General features: G+C 38.8%; 15 protein-coding genes. 14 read left to right on the top strand and 1 reads right to left on the bottom strand.

All coding sequences use genetic code 11. The annotated features are described in order from the left end of the window. Positions 1–2: 2 nt before the first annotated feature. The 10 genes from PMI13_RS01185 to PMI13_RS01140 all read left to right on the top strand — a co-directional run bounded on the left by PMI13_RS01185 (position 3) and on the right by PMI13_RS01140 (position 14,364). Positions 3–3,029 (top strand): hypothetical protein, encoded by a 3,027-nt coding sequence (locus PMI13_RS01185; RefSeq protein WP_007839787.1) that lies wholly within the window; start codon positions 3–5, stop codon positions 3,027–3,029. A gap of 12 nt (positions 3,030–3,041) precedes the next feature. Then, positions 3,042–6,029: a hypothetical protein gene (locus PMI13_RS01180; RefSeq protein WP_007839785.1), complete on the top strand. Its 2,988-nt coding sequence runs from the start codon at positions 3,042–3,044 to the stop codon at positions 6,027–6,029. 23 nt (positions 6,030–6,052) lie between these two features. After that, positions 6,053–6,601 carry a hypothetical protein gene (locus PMI13_RS01175; RefSeq protein WP_007839783.1) on the top strand — a complete coding sequence of 183 codons (549 nt, stop codon included), beginning with the start codon at positions 6,053–6,055 and terminating at the stop codon, positions 6,599–6,601. 3 nt (positions 6,602–6,604) lie between these two features. Next, positions 6,605–8,083, top strand: coding sequence for a contractile injection system tape measure protein (locus PMI13_RS20470; RefSeq protein ID WP_007839782.1), 1,479 nt, complete (start codon positions 6,605–6,607; stop codon positions 8,081–8,083). A 17-nt stretch (positions 8,084–8,100) separates the two neighbouring features. After that, positions 8,101–8,775: a chitosanase gene (locus PMI13_RS01165; RefSeq protein WP_007839780.1), complete on the top strand. Its 675-nt coding sequence runs from the start codon at positions 8,101–8,103 to the stop codon at positions 8,773–8,775. Between the two features lie 4 nt (positions 8,776–8,779). Further along, a complete protein-coding gene (locus PMI13_RS20465) occupies positions 8,780–9,910 on the top strand; it encodes an eCIS core domain-containing protein (RefSeq protein ID WP_007839778.1) in 1,131 nt (376 codons plus the stop codon). Positions 9,911–9,947: 37 nt separating this feature from the next. After that, positions 9,948–10,991, top strand: coding sequence for a polysaccharide deacetylase family protein (locus tag PMI13_RS20460; protein WP_007839761.1), 1,044 nt, complete (start codon positions 9,948–9,950; stop codon positions 10,989–10,991). Positions 10,992–11,015: 24 nt separating this feature from the next. After that, complete coding sequence (locus PMI13_RS20455; RefSeq protein ID WP_007839760.1) at positions 11,016–12,608, top strand: eCIS core domain-containing protein; 1,593 nt, start codon at positions 11,016–11,018, stop codon at positions 12,606–12,608. A 71-nt stretch (positions 12,609–12,679) separates the two neighbouring features. Then, positions 12,680–13,015 carry a hypothetical protein gene (locus tag PMI13_RS01145; protein WP_156104414.1) on the top strand — a complete coding sequence of 112 codons (336 nt, stop codon included), beginning with the start codon at positions 12,680–12,682 and terminating at the stop codon, positions 13,013–13,015. A 50-nt stretch (positions 13,016–13,065) separates the two neighbouring features. Continuing rightward, entirely contained in the window at positions 13,066–14,364 is a 1,299-nt protein-coding gene (locus PMI13_RS01140) for an ATP-binding protein (protein ID WP_007839756.1), read from the top strand. 256 nt (positions 14,365–14,620) lie between these two features. On the opposite strand, the gene PMI13_RS01130 is transcribed toward PMI13_RS01140, so the two are convergent. Next, positions 14,621–14,848, bottom strand: a complete 228-nt coding sequence (locus tag PMI13_RS01130) for a hypothetical protein (RefSeq protein ID WP_007839753.1) — start codon at positions 14,846–14,848, stop codon at positions 14,621–14,623. A gap of 286 nt (positions 14,849–15,134) precedes the next feature. On the opposite strand from PMI13_RS01130, the gene PMI13_RS01125 reads away from it, so the two are divergent. From PMI13_RS01125 to PMI13_RS01110, 4 genes are all read left to right on the top strand, one after another. Continuing rightward, complete coding sequence (locus PMI13_RS01125; RefSeq protein ID WP_007839752.1) at positions 15,135–15,530, top strand: DoxX family protein; 396 nt, start codon at positions 15,135–15,137, stop codon at positions 15,528–15,530. Positions 15,531–15,611: 81 nt separating this feature from the next. Further along, positions 15,612–16,685: a sensor histidine kinase gene (locus PMI13_RS01120; RefSeq protein WP_007839750.1), complete on the top strand. Its 1,074-nt coding sequence runs from the start codon at positions 15,612–15,614 to the stop codon at positions 16,683–16,685. Beyond that, positions 16,666–17,367 (top strand): LytR/AlgR family response regulator transcription factor, encoded by a 702-nt coding sequence (locus PMI13_RS01115; protein WP_007839748.1) that lies wholly within the window; start codon positions 16,666–16,668, stop codon positions 17,365–17,367. The genes PMI13_RS01120 and PMI13_RS01115 overlap by 20 nt, the downstream gene beginning before the upstream one ends. 134 nt (positions 17,368–17,501) lie before the next feature. Then, positions 17,502–20,525: a SusC/RagA family TonB-linked outer membrane protein gene (locus PMI13_RS01110; RefSeq protein ID WP_007839746.1), complete on the top strand. Its 3,024-nt coding sequence runs from the start codon at positions 17,502–17,504 to the stop codon at positions 20,523–20,525. Positions 20,526–20,532 lie beyond the last annotated feature (7 nt).

Genomic DNA, 20,532 nt, shown 5'->3' with positions numbered 1-20,532 from the left:
CCATGAACCCAACATATTACATACCATCAGAAAGAGTACTGAAGCCGTCGCAGGATTATGAATTTTTGCAAAAAGAAGGCCTGAAGCATGTTGAAAAACTTGGGAACAGATTATGGACGGATTATAATGCCCACGATCCCGGGATCACGATTTTGGAGGCTCTTTCTTTCATGATCACGGAGTTGGGATACAGGACTGATTTTGATATTAAAGATTTACTGGCCGATAAAAACGGACAGATCCAAAACCAGTCGTTCTTTACAGCAAGAGATATCATGACCAATGCTCCGGTAACAGAGCTGGATTATCGTAAATTGTTAATCGATATTGAAGGCGTTTCAAACGCTTGGTATCTGGCCACAAAAAAAGAGACCGATCTTTACGGATACCATTTACCCCATAAAGCAGAAAAAAATATCTACATCAATATTCTTGAGGATAAATTGAGCTTTACTCCAAAAGATAAGAACAATAAACTACTGGAATCTCTATCTGTAAGAGGTTTAAATAAAATAAAAATAGAGCTGGCTGAAGATCCCGTTCTTGGAAACCTGAATACCACAGAGCTGGAATTTGCATTCCTGCAATCCGGAAAATGGGTACAGGTAAAGATTACCCCTGATTTTTCCTCATGGAATGATCCTAAGGCGCTTCTTCTGGGCAAAATGGATAAGCCCACCAAAATAAAAAATAAGAAAACAGAGCTGAAAGACAATACGGTTATCATTACGGTCATGCGGACTATTCAGGTGAATGACATCCTGAAGCTGACCATAGAACCTTTTAACAGTAATGAAATCAATGAAGTAAAAGAATATTTCAGTACCGAAAAGCCTGTTTGTGAGATCATCAGCCTATTAAAAGATAAAAAAATAAAAATAGACCATATCTTCAGAACCGTTCAGCAAAGGCTGCATCAGAACAGGAACCTTATAGAAGATTTCTTATGTGTGGAAACCATCGAAACCGTTGAAATAGGCTTTTGTGCAGATATAGAATTAGCTCCCGAAACCGATTCCGTAGAAACAATGGCCAGGATTCAGATGGCGATTGAAAATATCCTGAATCCTCCGGTACGTTTCTACACCTTATCACAACTGACAGAACAGGGATTAAATTCCACCGAAATATTTTCAGGCCCGAAACTTGAGCACGGTTTTTTAAAAGACGAAGAGCTCAGAAAAGCCCAGCTACCGGCTTCTGTTCATGCTTCGGATATTATTGCCGCCCTGATGGAGATTGAAGGAGTCGTCTCAGTGGAAAACCTGATGATGACAGCCTATAATTCCCTAGGAAAACCTATTATGGGAAGTACCAATCAGAAATGGTGCCTGCATTTATCCGGTGAGGAAAAACCTGTATTTTCCGGTGAACGATCAAAAATATTATTGTTTCAGAAAAACATTCCGTTTCTCTTATCTGAGACCAACCAGATGCAGGTAGAGCAGAAGGTATTACAGCTTAAAGCTCAGCTACAGAACTATAAGCTTTATTCCGTACAGAATGATTTACCGGTTCCTCAGGGACAGTTTTACCAGCTGGATGAATATTACAGCATTCAGGAAGAATTTCCGATCACGTACGGATTAGGTAAAAACCAGCTGTCAGATAAAGTTCCTGAAAAAAGAAAAGCCCAGGTAAAACAGCTTAAAGCTTATCTTCATTTTTACGACCAGCTATTGGCAGATTTTTTCAGTCAGCTGTACAATGCCAAAAATATATTCGACCTGAAACCGCTTCAGCAGACCTATTTTCCTAATTATCTGGAAACAGATCCGAAAACAGGAGAAAATTTTTATGGCAAAGAAATATATGGAGACGATTTTAAAAATAAACTGTTATCCGGAGAAACAGATACTGATGTTTCATTGGAGGAAACTCAGGCTGTTTTTTACGACAGACGGAACAGGGTATTAGACCATCTGATGGCCCGTTTCAGTGAAAGCTTTAATGATTATGTCTTTATGATGTACAGGGTAAGCCAGGATGCAGGCGGGTTGGGAGAGTTTTCTTTTCAGCCGCAAGACCTTATCAACGATAAAGAAGCATTTATAAAAGATTATGCGGAAACCAGCTATAAAAGAGGGCTCGGAATAGATTATCTGCATGCCGGACTGATCAATAACACATTTGATTTCCAGGATTTATGGGATACGGACCACAGCAGCGGATATGAAAGAAGAGCTGCAAGGCTGTTGGGAATCAATCATATCGGGCTCAGAGATATTGTTACTGAAACCGAAGTACAGACCCAATGGACACTGCCCGTTAAAATAAATAATGAAAGTGTAGTTTACAAAATTGTACAGCCCGCCACAGATCTGGAAGAGAAATGGAAATGGGCACAGCAGAACTTATTGAACCCAACTGCCTATTTCATTCATAAACAAGGCAATAAGTTTTTTATTTATTTAGGCGTACAACCTAAAAAAATAGCAACGGTAGATAAAACCTTTACAAGCAACCAGCAGGCTTCAGAATATCTTTATCAGCTGATGCAGGCCTTAAATGAAGCTTATGAAAACTTCTACTGCCTTGAACATATTCTGCTGAGACCTTTTCCGCATCTTGATGATGATGCCGAAGATCTATTGTCAGTCTGTTTAAAAGACGACTGTAAAGATGAAGCCAATAATGATCCTTATTCTTTTAAAGCGACGATCGTTTTACCGGGATATTTATCCAGATTCAGGAGCATTGCTTTCAGAAGATATGCAGAACAGATTTTCAGACAGGAAGCCCCGGCTCATGTCCTCTTAAAAATCTGCTGGGTCAATTCCGGAGATATGTGGGATTTTCAGGAAGCCTATAAAAACTGGCTGGGAAGCTACAGGCATTTCCGGCTCAGATACTGTAGTAAAACCCTGATGAAAAAAGATTTTACTCAATATACCAAATATCATAAAGCTTTGCTGAAAAGCCTTAAAAAACTCAATACCATTTACCCTGAAGGAAATTTATATGATTGTCAGCTCAGTGAAACCACAAACCCCATTATATTAGGAAGCACTTCGTTAGGAACCCTTTAAAAAAACATTACCATGAAAGCATATACACCATCCAAATATCCTGTTTTTGAAGCAGACCAGGTGCTGAGTCAAAAACATCTGAACCGTGCCATAAGTTACCTGGAAGAGCAAGACAGGCTTACCCGCCTAGGTGGCATCGGAATCGGAATTCTCTGCGGACTGGATATTTCACACCCGAAACCGAATCAGATCACCATAAGCTGCGGAACCGCCATTACTTCTCTGGGATACCAGATACAATGGGAGGAGCAGACCTTCAGCTATTATCATTCCATAGAATTATCTTCTGATTTTTTAGCGCCTACTTTTATAGATGGTGAATATCTGGATATGATTTTCCCATACACCAAAATGTATGAGCCGTTAAAAAAATCGATAGAATTACTCCCGACAAATACCCTGGAAGCCGACAGGATTGCTATTCCCGATCAGTTTTTTGAAAATAAAATAGTTGTCCTTTTACTGGAAGCTTCTTTAATCGATGAAAAAAACTGCGTCACCACCAATTGTGATGACAAGGGCAAAAGAATTGAATTTAAAATCCGTCCGTTACTTATTTCAGTGGATAAGCTGAATGCTTCCTTATTCCCGGAATATCCAAAAGAAATTTCATTTGAAAAAGTTTCATTACCGAGATATAATGTTCCTTACAATCCGTTAATAACCGGAACACAGGTATTGAACGAATTCAGGAAAATTGTCAGCAATTCTACTGTGGAAACTTTATCCAATAAGATCAGCGAAGTTTATAAAAATTACAAACAGCGCATCACCCCAAAAATTGATTTTAATGCTCTGGAGAATGTTAAAACCACTCTGGAAAGCGTTATCAATACCAATAAAAATACAGTCAATGTACAGTATTTATGGGACTGGATGTTTGATATCACTTCTGCATATAATGAGATTGTAGAGTTCAATATTCACAACCCATCCTTATGCTGTGTAGATGCAGGTATGTTCCCTTTTCATATTGTTGTTGGGGAAGCCGACAGTTCGGATACCGGATACAGAACTCCTTTTTTCTCCACACAGAATACATCGGGGAAAAACGATAAGAAAAAACACGAACTCTCTTTATTATTTGAAAGACTCGTGCACCTGATCAAATCCTGGAAAATACAGAATAACGGCATCAAAGTAACGCCTTCCGTGTATGGAGATATCCCGCTTTCCGGAAAATCAATCCCTTTTTATTATGACGGGATTTTAGATTTAAATAAAAAATGGAGTCCTAAAAAAGCAATAAAAAATAAAAACAACGAAATACTGTCTTATCATTCTGAAATGCCCGGATACACCAATCTGGACAATGTAAAAAAACCTTTGCTCTATGATATTGAATCGTTCAATTTCTTCAGAATCGAGGGACATTTGGGTAAAAAATACACCGATGTAGTCGAAGAGCTGAACATTATCAAAAACAGCTACAATCTTCCCTTTAAAATCACCGCTCTCAATGCGATTGATTATATCGGAAAAGAGCTTGACATCTCTAAATTTGAAGGCAGATGGGATGACCTGGAAACCGATTATGATCTGGCCAGAAAAAGGCTGTATAACATTACGGAGTTTGTCATCAACTGGATCTCACAAAACAAAACTACTCTGGTGAACCAGAAATTATTAACAAATGAAAGTATAGACAGCTTCAAAAACATCCTGCAGCAGATCAAAAACTTACTCACCAATGATCTGAAAGATTTTCTGCCCAATTTTATAAGCTTCAATGAAGTTTTCAAAGAGCTGAACCAGATATTCCTGATGCACAGGTTCTGCATTCAGTTTCTGAATAAAGACAAGCTGTCAATGATCGCGGAAGATCTTATAGACCGTTTTGATGATATCAATGAGCTGTTTTTGGAGGATCCTTTTGCCGTTATTTTTGAAGAATCACAGATCAGATGGCAGAAAATATTTAAAGACTTATTCTTTTCAACCTTCATTCAGAAACATCCGGGAATTGACCATAAAGCAGGCGTTACGAAAGGCGGAACTTTTATATTGGTTTATGTTGACAGTTCCGTATTTAAGCCTAAAACTCCTGTAAAACCATTATATCAGTTATTGGAATCCATAAAGATTTACAAAAAGGGATTCAATCTGGAAGACAGTGTGATACAGGATATTACTTCAAGCATTAAATTCAAAGATTACACTTCCCAGATTGTAAACCCGCCGATTGAAGAACTCGATAAATGTAAACAGGAAACAGAAAACATCAAAGCCAATATCCTGAAACTGGCAGATTATAACCTCTCTCCGGCATATACCAAAGAAATGAAATCTTATCTGTTGGGGAATCTTTCGTATGCCATGCAATATTATTACCCGAATCAGCTGCCTCAGGACATTCCTTACCAGCAATTGGTGATCGCAGATTTTTTCCTTCCGTATCTGTGTTGCGGGGATGGAAATACCATTGAACTGAAAATCGAGAAAAAAGACCCCTTGTCTATTTCATTGGATACCTTGAAATATTGCAATACCGATGATAAGGAATATGAAATCATTATCAAAGGTAAGACCGACGGAACTTTTACAGGAACCGCCAAAGACGCAGTGATTAAAAGAAGTGATAAATTCTTCCTTCAGCCTAACCATGCATCAACTGCAAACCCTGCAAAATATACTTTACAATACGAAAGCGAAGGCGAGGTGAGCAATACCCTGGAATTTGAAATATTCAAGCCTGCTGAAATCTCCAACTGGAGTGCAACCAGAAATCCTAAAGATGTTAATGCTTTCGAATTTACCAATGCTGACCAAAGCGACACCCATGAATATGAGATAGATTTTGGCGATCAGTCAGGTAAAATAACCACCGATAAAAAAGTAGTCAGACATACGTTCCCTTTCAATGAAAAGGTGAAAACATTTACCGTAAGCATCAGGCAGCTTGGCGAAATATGTGACAATATGCAGAAAATTACAGTCGCTGCCATCAGAGATTTCAACAATCCTGATTTTAATGACAAAGATTTTGATACCCAAAAATAATAACCACTTTAAAACTTAATATCATGGCAACAAGAACCGAAGTAGAAGCAAGAATAGCAGCTATCAATGATAGCGGAAATAATACGGCAAAAGAAGTACGTGATGTGCTCATCAGCCTGCTGGATTATACAGAGAATACAGGTACCGGCGCACAATTACCTTTATTTGACCTCTGGGATGAGAATCCCCTTGATGATCCAAAGGGAGGACGTCTCTGGTATTCTTTCAGAGGAATAGAAAAAACAACCGTCAATTTTACTTTCAGATTACTGATAAGAGAATCATCTGTTACCAATTTCCAGTTTCAATTGGATCCTAAAATTATAGAAGCACTTACCCCACTGTTCCAACAGTACGACAACACAGTTATGTCTTTTGCTGTCCCTGTAACGGACATAGAGAAAAAAACATGGCGGGTATGGACCCTGTTTTTCCGGATCGTGGAAAACACATTAAGGATCAGCTTAAAACCCAACCCTTTTACAACCAATGACAGAATACAGGCTGGAGACGAAGTATTTACCTCAATCCAGTTTCATTGTCCGCCGTTTAATTTTGATGAAAAGAAATAAATAATGCATCTTCTCGGGCAACATATCATGGATGTTCAATGCTCTTCCCAACCTTTGGGAAAAGAGATACAAAATACATTGTCTGATCTGCTGGAGAAAACATTTTATCCTCAACTTGAAATTTTACTGGACCAATATTCTGTTGAAAATTATAGCTGGACGATAGATCATTTATGCATTCAGTTGCCGGATATTTCTCAGAAAGAATGGAAAAAAGAACTGGTAAAGCAGTCTTTGGTTCAGATCGAAGAATATCTGAAGAATAATTCCATAACTGCAAAGCCTGGCATCAATGAAGAAATTCAGGTAGAGCAGGGCTTTGTACCGCAAGCTGTATATCTTGAAAATATTTTCATTGACTATTTAAAAACAGGAATCCTTAAGGAAAATTTATTTTCAGGCCGTATTGATGAAATCATAGCAGCAATAGAAATTTCTACAAATTTTATCAAAGAACTTCTTATGGTATTGCATGAAAATAAGAAAACACTTATAAGGTATTATTTCAATGTACCTGATTTTTTTAAAGAAAAAATAAAAAATAAAACAGTAAATAACTATATTTATAATGATTCAATTAAAATTTTAAATTTTTTAAAAAATAATATAGAATTTTATTCTACAGAAGAATTAGAATCTTATATTGAAGCAGCAGGATTATATTCTGAAAATACAAAAGATAATTATTTATCACCTGAAAAAGACCATCATCCTGAAAAAAATAAGCTAGATAAGCAGGAATTTAATCCTGATTCTGGAAAAACCATAGAAAACAGCACAAAGAGCACCGAAATTACTGAAGATCACGGCACAACAATCAATAAGGAAAACCATCTTCAGAAGAAACAGGAAAATACAGATTCTAAAGTAATTAGCAAACAAGGAAAAGTAAAAGACGAAAGTAGCAGACCAACCAAGTTTCTTCAGCAATCTGATGAAGCATCAGTAAATACCTCGCATCCGGTTTTACAATCTTCATCTCTTTTTATTGAAAATGCAGGTCTGGTGATTCTCCATCCGTTTTTTCAGACTCTTTTTAAAAAACTGAATCTGTGTACGGAAGAAGCCTGGACAGGAAAAAACAGCCAGCATAAAGCAATTTTGATTACGCAATACCTGATTACAGGACAGGACATTTTCTTTGAAAACGAACTGGTTTTAAATAAGCTTCTCTGCGGATTTCCTGTAGATAATGTCGTTAATACCAGACAAAAAATAAGCAAAAAAGAAAAAGAGACCTGCCATGATTTATTATCAGCCGTAACAGAGCACTGGTCCTCATTAAAAGGATCATCTGTACAGGCGCTCAGGGAAACTTTTTTACAAAGACCCGGCAAATTATTACTCAATCCTCAATCTTCCTCCGAATTATGGGTAGAAGAAAAAGGTGTCGATATTTTGTTAGCAGGATTGCCCTGGGGAATCGGAATGATACAGACCCCATGGATGGAAGCCTTTCTGAATATTTACTGGAGATATTAACAAAAAAACGAATAATCATGATAACAGCACAACAAAAATCAAAAATATTACAGGTGATTAATGTTTTTGAGACAGGAAGCAAAGAAGGTAGGTATGACACTCTGGTCATTTATGCCGATGGCAAAAACGGAACCCGGCAGATCACTTACGGGAGAAGCCAGACCACCGAACAGGGAAACCTGAAAGCCCTGATTGAAATGTATATTACAAAAAAAGGCCTTTTTGCAGAGCAGTTCAAAAAATTTGTAAGCCTGATAGGAAAACAGACTCTGGTGGATAACGCAGAATTTAAAAACCTGCTAAGAAAATCTGCCCGTGAGGATCTCATGATGAGAGCCTGCCAGGATGAATTTTTTGACATTCTTTACTATCAGCCGGCCTATCATTTCTTCCAGAAAAACCAGTTTACAAAAGCGTTAAGCATGCTGGTGATCTATGACAGCTTTATACATTCGGGAAGCGTTCCTTCTTTTTTAAGAGAAAGGTTTCCGGAAAATATTCCCCTGAATGGCGGAAATGAAGAAAAATGGGTTACCCAGTATGTCAACACCAGGCATAACTGGCTGGCCAATCATTCCAGACAGATACTAAGAAAAACGATCTACAGAACACAATGCTTTAAAGACCAGATCACCAATAAAAACTGGGATCTGGCCAAAGAAATTACAGCAAATGGGGTAAAAATAAATTAAGGATATGGAAGCAGTAAAACAACCCAAAGAAGCTGCTGTAACCTCAAAACAGAAATCATCTTTCTTTATGCCGAATCTTCAGAAGAAACTGAATATTGGCTCGGCCAATGATTCTTATGAAGCAGAAGCAGATCAGGTTGCAGATAAAGTCATGAAAATGCCGGATTCCTCACCACAGGTTGCCCATACCGGAGCTTTGCTTCAGAGAAAATGTGCAGCCTGTCAGGAAGAAGAGAAAAAACTTCAGATGAGGCCATTGTCCGAAAGCATTACGCCTTTGATTCAACGGTCATCAGAAAGTACCGGAGAATCTCATGCTCCGGATCATATAGAAAGCAGGATCAATGCCAGTAAAGGCAGTGGAAGCCTTATGGAAAACGGAACCAAAAACTTTATGGAACAACGTTTCGGAGCTGATTTTTCCAGTGTGAGAATCCATACAGGAAGTGAAGCCGTACACATGAGCAGAGACCTCAATGCACAAGCCTTTGCTGTAGGAAACGACATTTATTTTAATGAAGGAAAATACAGTCCGGATACAGATTCAGGAAAACATTTACTGGCTCACGAACTCACACATACGATTCAGCAAACCGGAGGAGTAGGAAGGAAACTCCAAAAACAGGAAACTGATCCGTGTACCTACAGAACTGCAAACAGAAAAGACAGGGAAATACATCTTAATCTGAATTTACATGCAATCAGGATCTATCAAAGGAATGGCACAAGTTCTTCAGTGTTGCATCAATATGACCATGTGATTACCGGACCAAGTACTGCCGGTTTGGCAGGCAATAATGATTGGTGTCACCTGTATTCAATTAAGGGATTCCAGAGATTATCGAGTCATGGATTAATTAATTTCGTGAACTATTGCGACAATTTTGGTTTCCACAGCAACTTTTGGAGACATGGTGATCCAAGACCGGAAACACCTTCATTAATCCCGGGTGATCAATCCGCAGGATGTGCCAGAATTCCCGATGCAGACAGCAGCTCTACAGCAAGCAGTTCGTCGAATGAGTTCTATAACACCGTACAGATGGGAGACTGTGTGAGGATTTACAGCAGGCCTTTCTGGAGAACCCCGACATTTTCAAACTGCCATGAAAGTGATAATTGCAGCGCTTCATAATGTGCTTGAATTCAATATCAATTTTTGACTTAGAATAATGAAATATTACGATTCTTTTTCCAGAAACCCGTCTAATCTTCCCGAGAAAAATAAGGAAGACACTCCTTTCTTTGCTAAAAAATCTCCGGAAAAAATCAGCAAAAAAGAAGAAACATCAAATCCCTGGGTAAATGATGAAGACGGAGATAAAGCCAGATATTACAAAACCAGGAAAGAAGCTGAGGCCCGGATGCAGAAACTTAAGGAAAAAGGAGAATGGAAAGAATACAAAGTCGAAAGCTTTGAACGCAATGAAACCACTTTCTGGAGAGTGAAAATGCGGGGTAAACAAAAAGTAAAACAGGAAAAGCCCAAAGAAAAAGAAAACCCAAAAAAAGATAAAGAACTTCCGGATTCCCCGGCAACACCTTCATCTTCTTCCTCACCGACATTTGCTTTGACTTTTGATGACGGGCCCCATGCTGCAGAATTGGGAAAATCTTCCAATCTTACGGAAAAAGTCCTGGATGACCTGAAATCCGAAGGAATCAAAGCTGCATTCTTTATTCAGACCGGAGTATCCTACAGAGGAGCCAATACAGTAGGAAAAGCACTGGTCAAAAGAATGCAGGCAGAAGGTCACACTGTTGGAGTGCATACCGGAAGCAAAGAAGATCATAAGCTGCATACTACCTCTGCCAAAGACGGTACCTTGGAAAAAGACCTTGAAAGTGCCAAAAGCTATATCCATACGCAAACAGGTAAGAATCCGGATTTGGTAAGGCCTCCTACAGGAGCATTTAATAAAGATGTATCCAGTATTTATGCTAAAACTGGGCTTCAGAATCTCATGTGGGATATAGACGGGGATCAGGGGAAAGACTTATCTCTTACAGATCTTAAAGCGCGGTTAGATACAGGCTTGACCACTGCAAAATCCAAAGGATGGAAACCCTGGGCCCAGAATTTATCTTCCAAAATAGTCATTCTGTACCATGACATTCAGAAAGGCTCTGCAAATAACTTGAAAACCCTCATTCAATACATCAAAAACCAGGTGAAAATTTTAGGAGGCGGAAGTTCCAATTTTGATAAACCCTGAGTGATAATAAAAAAACTAAAAGCCATGCAAGAATTAACATCTTATGAAAAAGCTGCTGCTCCAAAGAACAACACTTCTTTTTTCAAACCCGTCGTTCAGAAAAAACTGAGTGTAGGCTCACCTAATGATTCCTACGAAGCAGAAGCAGACCGCGTTGCAGACCAGGTAATGAGTAAGCCGGGATCTTCATCTCAGATAGCACAGAAAGGAATATCCCTTCAAAAATATGCGGCCTGTGAACAGGAAGAAAAGCTCCGGATGAAGCCTCTCGCAGAAAGTATAACGCCAATGATCCAGCGTTCTGCTACAGAAACAGCAGGAGAATCCCAGGCACCGGATCATATAGAAAGCAGGATCAATGCCGGCAAAGGAAACGGAAACACAATGGATCACAGCACTAAAAGCTTTATGGAAAACAGCTTTGGAACCGATTTTTCCAATGTAAAGATCCATACGGGAAATGAAGCGGTACAGATGAGCAGGGATCTCAATGCACAGGCTTTTGCTGTAGGGAATGATATTTATTTTAATGAAGGGAAATACAGCCCGAATTCCGATAAAGGAAAACATTTGCTGGCCCATGAGCTGACCCACACCATACAACAAGGACACAACAAAAGTATTCAGAGGTATCTCGATGCAAACGGTACAGCAGGCTCGGCAGTTGGGAATACATACAGGATTTCAGATGATTTAACCACAGCCGTTAAAGTAGGATATCCTAATCATGACTTATATGCCGAAGCCGGGAAAGCAGCGGTCTCCAATGTTTTTTTAGCAGGAGTAGGATCAGGGATCAGGTTGGTGGAAGAAAGCAGTAACTTTAATGTGTCTCACGCCGGCAATAAGAAAACCCTTAAAAAAATTACTCCTAAAAATACACAGAACAGCACAGCAGGAAATACAATGAAAATTTCAGATGACTGTGGAAACAGCTGTGCCGTAGTAGTGGGAGGCAACAGAAGAGGAGCTACCCACCGTGATGCATTGACAGGAGCAGACTCTAAAACCGCAGCAACAACCCCTTCACTGATGAAAGCAGAAATCATGAAAAAAATGCTTGATAAATGGCTCACCATGCCATCAACATCTGCACAGCAAAAAACAGAAATAAATGCGGTATTCACCAGAGCCAATGCCAAGCAACTCGAAATCAATGCCGCAGCTGCAGCCTTCAGTGCTGCAACCACAGAAGCAGATAAAAAAGCCAAAGGAGAAATTTATTGGGCCAAAATAGATGAATATGGAAATATCATGATGGAATTCTACAATAATATGTCCGAATCAAAGCGGGAAGAAGTAGATAAATATTTAAAGATAAACAAATTTGCAAGTCCGTCTGTTGGGCAGGGATATACCATGTCTTCAGGCGGAGCCAATTATGCAGGTGAAAATACCTGGAATTTCCACTGGGGCGGGGTCGTAATGAAAAGCAATGACCAGAAAGATACCATTACACTGGAAAATTATGCGGTAGACGGAGATGAAGAAAATGAAAGATGGGATTTCGCCATGTACGGAACCGCCGCCAAAAAAGGTCAGACCTTTCATGAGCAGCATCATGATACCCATCAGCATGGAGACAAGCCAACAACCATGACGATTGAAAAAACATGATCGAAAAAATAATGTACACCTGCATGCTCATATCTGTTATGGCATGCCATTTCAAAAAAACACCAGACAAAATGCAATACAACACTGATTTACAATACAATAAAGAAGTTACCTTAACCGGTACTTATACAAAAAGTACATTGGTAAAAAGAGGAATGGCCGGGCATTCCGGGCACTATAAAATTGTCATAAACAATTACATGGAGGTAAACCTTTTACCTCCATACCACAAAGAATCAGTACGGCCGGAAGAGGAAGTTGAAAAATTTGAAGGTAAAAAAGTAGCCGTTACCGGAATCATTACTCAAACTACCGCTTTTTCCGAACCCTCTTTAGAAGATCAACCTTTAACCGTCAACATTCCTTGTTTTATTACTATTAAATCGATCCGGTTAGCAGAGGAATAAATAGGATTTTCAATATAAAGACCCTTAAGAACCATTAAAAAATAAAGAGTATGCTTTTTACAGATTTAAAAAAATACATCATCAACGCTCTGGCTCCCGGTCAAAACAATCCGGAAATATCCTTTCATCATTATTTCTCAGAAGTTTTGAACAGGGAAACCACTCATGAAGAAGCCGCTATTCTATTGATGGCATTGGTCCCTCATGTGCTGCCTCATTTTTTTGATGATATCATTAAGGTGCTTTATCCTGAAGGTGGCGAATTCCCCGAGCTGGGTGGTGTCCGTCTGGAAAATCACAGGGGAATGTTGCCTACCGGAGAAACCGTTCAGTATATTTTAGCCCATGAAAATATAGAAAACCGTTTGAAAATCCAGCAGTTATTTGATCCTTCCCATTGGTTTTTTAAAGAGCAGATCATGACACTAGATGCTGTAAAAGAAGGCGAACCCCTGATGAGCGGGCGGATTATTTTAAAGCCGGAAACCATACACCTGCTCTTATATGGTGAAAAACTGAAACCGAAATTCAGTCCTGATTTTCCCGCTAAAGAAGTTTTTACTCAATTGGAATGGAAAGACCTGGTTGTGAATCCTGTCATACAGGAGCAGATCCATCAGATAAGGCTTTGGGTAAAGCATCACCGGACTTTACGCGAAAACTGGGGGATGGGAAAACACATTCTCCCAGGGTACAGGGCTTTATTGTACGGACCTTCGGGAACTGGAAAAACCCTTACAGCCACTTTATTGGGCAAGGAATTTCAACGGGAAGTCTACCGGATAGATTTATCACAGGTTGTTTCCAAATACATCGGTGAAACAGAAAAAAACCTGGAAAAAATATTTACCCAGGCCGAAAATAAAAACTGGATCCTGATCTTTGATGAAGCAGATGCTTTATTTGGGAAAAGAACACAGACTAAATCTTCCAACGACCGCTATGCCAACCAGGAAGTAAGCTATTTATTACAAAGAGTCGAAAATTTTAACGGATTAATTATTCTTACCTCCAATTTTAAAAATAATATTGATGATGCTTTTTTACGCCGTTTTAATTGCCTGATCAGTTATAACAAACCCAGTGCAGTAGAAAGACTACAGCTGTGGGAGAACATTCTTCCCACCAATATTACTCTGGAAGATCCGGATATTTTAAACCAGCTGGCATCCCATTACGAATTAACAGGTGCCCAGATTGTATCTGCTATGACCTACGCCTGTTTGCAAGCCATTGAGGAAGAAAGTACTATTCTTAAAAATTCATTTTTAGTAAAAGGAGTGGAAGCAGAATATCAGAAAGAAGAAAAAACCTATCATTCTATATTTCCCGAATTAAGCGGAAAGTAAGATTAATACGGGGCTGCCTAACCTTTGAAGATTTGGCAATACGATGTTCCCAATGCAGCTGGAGGTCACCTTTCATGATATCATGACCAGCCAGGTGGTAACGTTTCCCCTCATCACCATACCAGGCTGTCAGGAGCGGGGACTCATCTGCATTAAATAAACTCATCTGATCCATAACGAAAATATAATAAGTGAATATAATCTCACCCTTTTAATCCTGAAATAAAAGTCCCCACTAAAAAGCAGGGAAGTTTATTTATTTTTCAAAAATAAGTCTGCCGTTGAAAGGTTCACTCCAGACAATAAAAACAGAGTCATCTTTTCTTGTTATTTCAGCAGTCACAACTTCATAATTTCCGTCTGCCTGCTTTCTTTCTACAATTAAGTTGGATCCTAATCCAATTTCATTTATTGTATACTCAATTTCATAATTACCATCTTCCGTTCTTATAAAATCGTCTTCGTTAAAATTCACTTGTGCCATAGTTTACGTTTTAGTTTTACTTTTCAAATTTTATCAATCAAGAGGTTTTCTGCCCGTAATAATATTATAAAGAATGACAATAATGGCAATAACCAATAAAATTAATTAAAATCATGCATATTTTATGCCTTTTGTTATTTAAAAAGCCAATATTTTCATCAGAAATGTAATCATTACAGTTAAGAAAGCTAAACCCAATACCCGTAAAATCTCTTTTGTATACCCGTAAAAGCCGTTGATATATTGTACTCATTTCTTCTTTTCCCGATTTCATATTTTTGATTTCATGAAAAAGAGTTTCTTCCTTCGTCTGGCGCTGTCAGTGATCCTGCTGATGCATAGTGTGATTTCCATATTCAGTGGTGATGTCAACAATTTTGGGCTTCAGTTTCTGAACAGCATTGGCTTTAGACCGCTTGGACTTTATGTCGCTTGGGCAGTTAAATTAACCCATCTGATTTCAGTTCCGTTGCTTTGGTCAGACCGATATATTAAGCCGGTTGCCATATGCAATATTTTGATTTTTATTTTCGGGATCTATTACGTTCACTGGCAAAACGGCTGGTTTGTAGTAGGGGGCGGTACCAACGGAGTTGAATTTAATTTCCTGCTTATTTTCAGTTTTTTAAATCTTATGTTTCCTGGTATTTCATTTCCCCGCAAAAAAACGGGTCGTTTGTAGACAAATGCTTTGATTTCGTAGCTTTTATCTTTTTATATTGAGTTGAAAGGTATTACTTTGTAATTTTAAATCATATTCAGCTTGAAACCCAATATACAGTCAAAATTATCTATTCATCTGCTCTTCTGGATATTGTATTATATTCTGGAGGTTTATCTTGATTTTTACTGGTCAAGGTATCAGTTTCCGGAGTTCAGATGGCAGCTAAGGCTTCAGAATTCTCTTTTTCTGGAGCTGGGATATTTTATGGTTAAAATCCCACTGGCTTATTCTTTACTGTACGTTTACGAAAAGCTGAATATCAATAAGCTTCTGAAGTATATTCTCTGTATCATTATTTTTATTATTGCCGTATTGGCTCACCGGTTTTTTACCCACTATATTATTTATCCCCATATCTACGGAGTGATAGAAACTCTGGATGGCAAACAGCCTTCCGGATTCATTAACGGATTGGTAGCATTCAATTCATTTATGGATCTTATTTTTATGGTAGGTCTGATATTCGGGATTGAAATTACAAGACAGAAAAACCTGCTGAAAGATCAGATCTCAAAACTTAAATCCGAGAAACTCGACCAGGAGCTCACCATGCTGAAAGCCCAGATCAACCCTCATTTTCTTTTCAATACCCTCAATAATATCTACGGAATGGCCTTGAAAAAAGCGGATGAAACCCCCGATGTCATTCTGCAGCTTTCAAAAATAATGAGGTACAATATCTACGAAGCGGCAGAAAAAAGCATTTCCGTTGAAAAAGACATAGAAAACATTAAAGATTTCATACAGATTCAGAAAATCCGCCACCGTCATCTTACCGTAAACTTTCATGAAAACATTGATCATCCCACACAGGAAATCTCACCTCTTATTTTGATTCAGTTTGTTGAAAATGCTTTTAAACATGGAGTTTCCGAAAGTCTTGGCAATACTTTCATCAGCATTGATATCAAACTGAAAAACGGAATCCTTGAATATTGTATTGAAAACTCCAAAGAAGAAAGACCCAACGGAAATTCAACCAAAATAGGATTGAAAAACATCCGCAGACAGCTTGAATTAATTTATCCCGGCCATATGCTTATTGTGGAGGATAAAAGTGACAGATATATTGTAAAACTAACCATCGACTTTAATGACCCATTCAGCATCTAAAAAATACAACTGCATCATTGTAGAAGACGAGCCTATTGCAGCAGAAATTCTCGAAAATTTCGTTTCCCAGGATAAAGAACTGAATCTTGTAGGAAAATGTGCCGATGCCGTTTATGCAAGCAGCCTTTTAAGCATCCATGACGTTGATCTCATTTTCCTGGATCTTAACCTTCCTGTCATAAAAGGATTTGATTTTCTGAGAAAAATAAAAAATCCGCCCTTCGTGATTGTTACCACAGCTTATCATCAATATGCTTTAGAAGGCTATGAGCTTGATATTGTAGATTACCTCATGAAGCCCATCCCTTACAGCAGGTTCCTTACAGCTACCGGTAAATTTAAACATCTGATGGAAGTAGAGGATGCATTGCTCGAAATAGCAGACCGTGACCATATTTTTATCAGCAGCGGGAAAAAACAGATCAGAATAACCCTGCAGGACATTTTTTATATTGAAAGCCTGAGAGAATACATCAGCATCCATACAAAAGCAGAAACCTTCACCATCAAAATGCCGATCAGCAAAATAGAAGAAAGTTTAAATCCCAATCTATTTCTCCGTATTCATAAATCCTACATTATCTCCAGATCGAAAATTGAAGTAAAATCGGCCAACATGATTCAGATCAATGGCAAAAAGCTTCCTATCGGCCGAACTTACAAGCCCTTGATAGAATTTTAAATAATATCATCTGCAAAAAGCACCTGTTATCCGGGTGTTTTTATTTTATAGACCATAATCTGCTGTTGATATATATTTTTTCACACAATGTTGACAATTATTGAATTTTGATTAACAGTTAAAAATCAATAATTATGAAATATAAATTAAAGCTTCTGAGTGCCGGTGTCGCATTTTTTATGGGGCAAGAGCTATTTTTCAGTCAGGAAAAGCAGGATACCCTTAAAACCCAGGATATAGAAGGCGTGGTAGTAACAGCTTTAGGAATAAAAAGAGAAAAAAGATCCCTTGGATATTCCACACAGGAAGTAAAAGGTGAGGATATCAATAAAAATCCCACCACCAACTTCCTTAATAACCTCTCCGGGAAAGTGGCAGGCCTTGAGATCAAGCAGTCTACTAATTTCGGAGGCTCGGTAAATGCAGTTTCCAGAGGTTATAAGTCTATTTTAGGAGATAACCAGGCTCTTTTTGTTGTTGACGGAGTTCCTGTTATCAACAGAAATATCAATACAGCATTTCAACAGAACGGAGGTGGCGGGTATGATTACGGAAGTCCTGTCTCAGACATCAATCCCAACGACATTGAAACAGTGAATGTTTTAAAAGGAGCTGCTGCCACAGCTTTATATGGCTCACGGGCTCAGAACGGGGCAATTATCATCACAACCAAGAAAGGAAAGAAAAACGCCAAAGGGATCGGCCTCGAATACAGCGGAAGCTTCTCTGTTTCTACCATTGACAAATCTACTTTCACTGAATACCAGACAGAATATGGACAAGGTTATTTCGGAAATGTTTTTGCAACCTATCAGAACGGGCCCAGAGCTTTTTTCTCCCATGATGCTTCTTACGGGGCTCCTTATGACCCGAATCTTATGGTATGGCAATATGATGCCTTCATTCCCGATTCACGCAATTCCGGTAAGAAAACACCTTGGGTAATGGCGAAAAACGGACCGATCACATTTTTTGAAAAGGCAATAAACCAGACCAATAATATTGCGTTAAGTGGCGGAGACGAAAAAGCAACCTTCAGGCTGAGCTATTCCAATACCAATGCAACTGACATCCTCCCCAATTCTTCTTTGATCAAAAACAATTTCGGAGGAAATGCCTCTTACAAAATTACAGATAACCTTACTGCCTCTATTTTTGCCAATTATATTACCCAGAACACGAAAGGAAGAAACTCTACAGGCTACACTGATAATCTTATGGGAAATTTCCGGCAGTGGTGGCCGACGAATATTGATATCCAGTATCAGAAATACCTGTATGAAACATTTGATAAAAACTATACTTGGAACATCAAATCAACCAGCGACCTGGCTCCAAGCTTCTGGGACAACCCTTATTTCAGCCGTTATAAAAATTATCAGAACGATAAAAGAGAGCGTTTTGCGGGAAATTTCAGCCTGAATTATGATGTTTCAAAAAATCTCAATATTCTGGGTAGGGTAGGCATCGACGGATATACGATGATGATTGAAGAAAGAAGAGCAGAAGGTTCCATCCCAGCCTTTTTCAGTTTTAATCCCATCGAACAGCCTTCAGGATATGCAGTGACCAATCTTCGCTTTACTGAAACCAATTATGATCTCATTGCTACTTACAAAAAGAACATCGGTGAAGATTTTAATATTCAGGCATTATTAGGCGGAAATATTAATGTCCAGTCCAATTATTCCAATGCACAAACGACATCAGGCGGATTGTATATCCCGGGACTTTATACTATTTCCAATTCTGCAGCAACCCCTGCAAAACCGATCATTACAGATACCTCAAAATATATTTACGGAGCATTTGTCCAGGCATCTTTAGGATATAAAAACACCTATTATCTTGAAGGAACTTTCAGAAGAGATCAGTCCAGTTCACTGCCTGAAGGAAAAGAGGCCTATTACTATCCTTCCGTCTCTGCAAGTGTGGTATTTTCCAATCTGCTAAAGCAAAAATGGCTGAGCTTCGGAAAATTCAGGGCGGCTTATGCAGAAGTAGGCTCAGACACTAATGCAGACCAGCTGAGAAACCGGTTTATTGTACAGTCTTCTTTTGGAAATAACCCGGTTTATTCCTACAATACGACATTGAGAAATGCAGATCTTATTCCACAAAAATTAAAAAATCTTGAGGTCGGAACCAATATGCAGTTTTTCAAAAATAGAATTGGTTTTGATCTGGCATGGTTTAGAAATATTGCATTTGACCAGATTCTTCCGCTTCCTATTTCTCTCGCCAACGGTTCAGGAAGTAAAATTCAGAATACGGGCGAGCTTACCACGAAAGGATTTGAAGTTTCCTTAAATATGATTCCTTTAAAATCAAAAGATTTCACCTGGGATCTGGGGATCAACTGGTCAAATCCTAAAACCAGGGTTACCGCTTTGCGGGAAGGGATTGAAAATATTACTATAGGCTCTTTACAGGGCGGAGTTACCATCAATGCACCGCTCAATGAAGATTACGGAAGCATCTGGGGAGCTGATTTTGTGTATGACTCCGGCGGAAATAAAATCGTAGGGGAAAACGGAGCCTATCTTCATACCGATGATACCAATCACAAACTGGGTAATTTTCAGGCGGATTTTTTTGCAGGATTAAACAACTCCTTTACTTATAAAAATTTTAACCTGAGCTTCCAGATCGATTGGAGGAAAGGAGGAGATATATTTTCTTTAGACCAATATTATGCTTACGGAACCGGTCTGCAACCTGATTCTGTAGGTCTGAACGATCTCGGAAACCCTATCAGAAATACGCTTGCCAATGGTGGCGGGGTGATTTTACCCGGCGTGATGGAGGATCCCAACAATCCGGGACATTATATTCCCAATACCATCCGCCTGGACCGCTCCATCTCCAGTCAGAGCCTTGAAACAGATCCGCCTGCAGCAGCATTTGTATATGATGCAAGCTTCATAAAGCTGCGCCAGGTATCCGTTTCTTATACATTTGACAAAAAATCTTTAGGAAATACTGGAATTCAAAGCCTTACCCTTGGCCTTGTAGGAAGCAATCTCTGGATTATCCATAAAAACCTGCCTTATGCTGATCCGGAAGCAGGTCTTTCTTCGGGAAATATCCAGGGATATCAATCGGGAGTAATGCCCTCTACAAAGAATTTCTCCTTCAACCTGAAAGTTAATTTTTAAAAACGAT

Origin of the sequence: Chryseobacterium populi (assembly GCF_000282115.1) — a bacterium.
GTDB classification, from domain to species: domain Bacteria; phylum Bacteroidota; class Bacteroidia; order Flavobacteriales; family Weeksellaceae; genus Chryseobacterium; species Chryseobacterium populi.
This window is presented reverse-complemented; position numbering and strand designations above follow the sequence as displayed.

What these genes read in the sequence shown, in the direction of transcription:
- PMI13_RS01185 (WP_007839787.1), top strand. Translation starts at nt 3, where the DNA reads ATGAACCCAACATATTACATACCATCAGAAAGAGTACTGAAGCCGTCG.
- PMI13_RS01180 (WP_007839785.1), top strand. Translation starts at nt 3,042, where the DNA reads ATGAAAGCATATACACCATCCAAATATCCTGTTTTTGAAGCAGACCAG.
- PMI13_RS01175 (WP_007839783.1), top strand. Translation starts at nt 6,053, where the DNA reads ATGGCAACAAGAACCGAAGTAGAAGCAAGAATAGCAGCTATCAATGAT.
- PMI13_RS20470 (WP_007839782.1), top strand. Translation starts at nt 6,605, where the DNA reads ATGCATCTTCTCGGGCAACATATCATGGATGTTCAATGCTCTTCCCAA.
- PMI13_RS01165 (WP_007839780.1), top strand. Translation starts at nt 8,101, where the DNA reads ATGATAACAGCACAACAAAAATCAAAAATATTACAGGTGATTAATGTT.
- PMI13_RS20465 (WP_007839778.1), top strand. Translation starts at nt 8,780, where the DNA reads ATGGAAGCAGTAAAACAACCCAAAGAAGCTGCTGTAACCTCAAAACAG.
- PMI13_RS20460 (WP_007839761.1), top strand. Translation starts at nt 9,948, where the DNA reads ATGAAATATTACGATTCTTTTTCCAGAAACCCGTCTAATCTTCCCGAG.
- PMI13_RS20455 (WP_007839760.1), top strand. Translation starts at nt 11,016, where the DNA reads ATGCAAGAATTAACATCTTATGAAAAAGCTGCTGCTCCAAAGAACAAC.
- PMI13_RS01145 (WP_156104414.1), top strand. Translation starts at nt 12,680, where the DNA reads ATGCAATACAACACTGATTTACAATACAATAAAGAAGTTACCTTAACC.
- PMI13_RS01140 (WP_007839756.1), top strand. Translation starts at nt 13,066, where the DNA reads ATGCTTTTTACAGATTTAAAAAAATACATCATCAACGCTCTGGCTCCC.
- PMI13_RS01130 (WP_007839753.1), bottom strand. Translation starts at nt 14,848, where the DNA reads ATGGCACAAGTGAATTTTAACGAAGACGATTTTATAAGAACGGAAGAT.
- PMI13_RS01125 (WP_007839752.1), top strand. Translation starts at nt 15,135, where the DNA reads ATGAAAAAGAGTTTCTTCCTTCGTCTGGCGCTGTCAGTGATCCTGCTG.
- PMI13_RS01115 (WP_007839748.1), top strand. Translation starts at nt 16,666, where the DNA reads ATGACCCATTCAGCATCTAAAAAATACAACTGCATCATTGTAGAAGAC.
- PMI13_RS01110 (WP_007839746.1), top strand. Translation starts at nt 17,502, where the DNA reads ATGAAATATAAATTAAAGCTTCTGAGTGCCGGTGTCGCATTTTTTATG.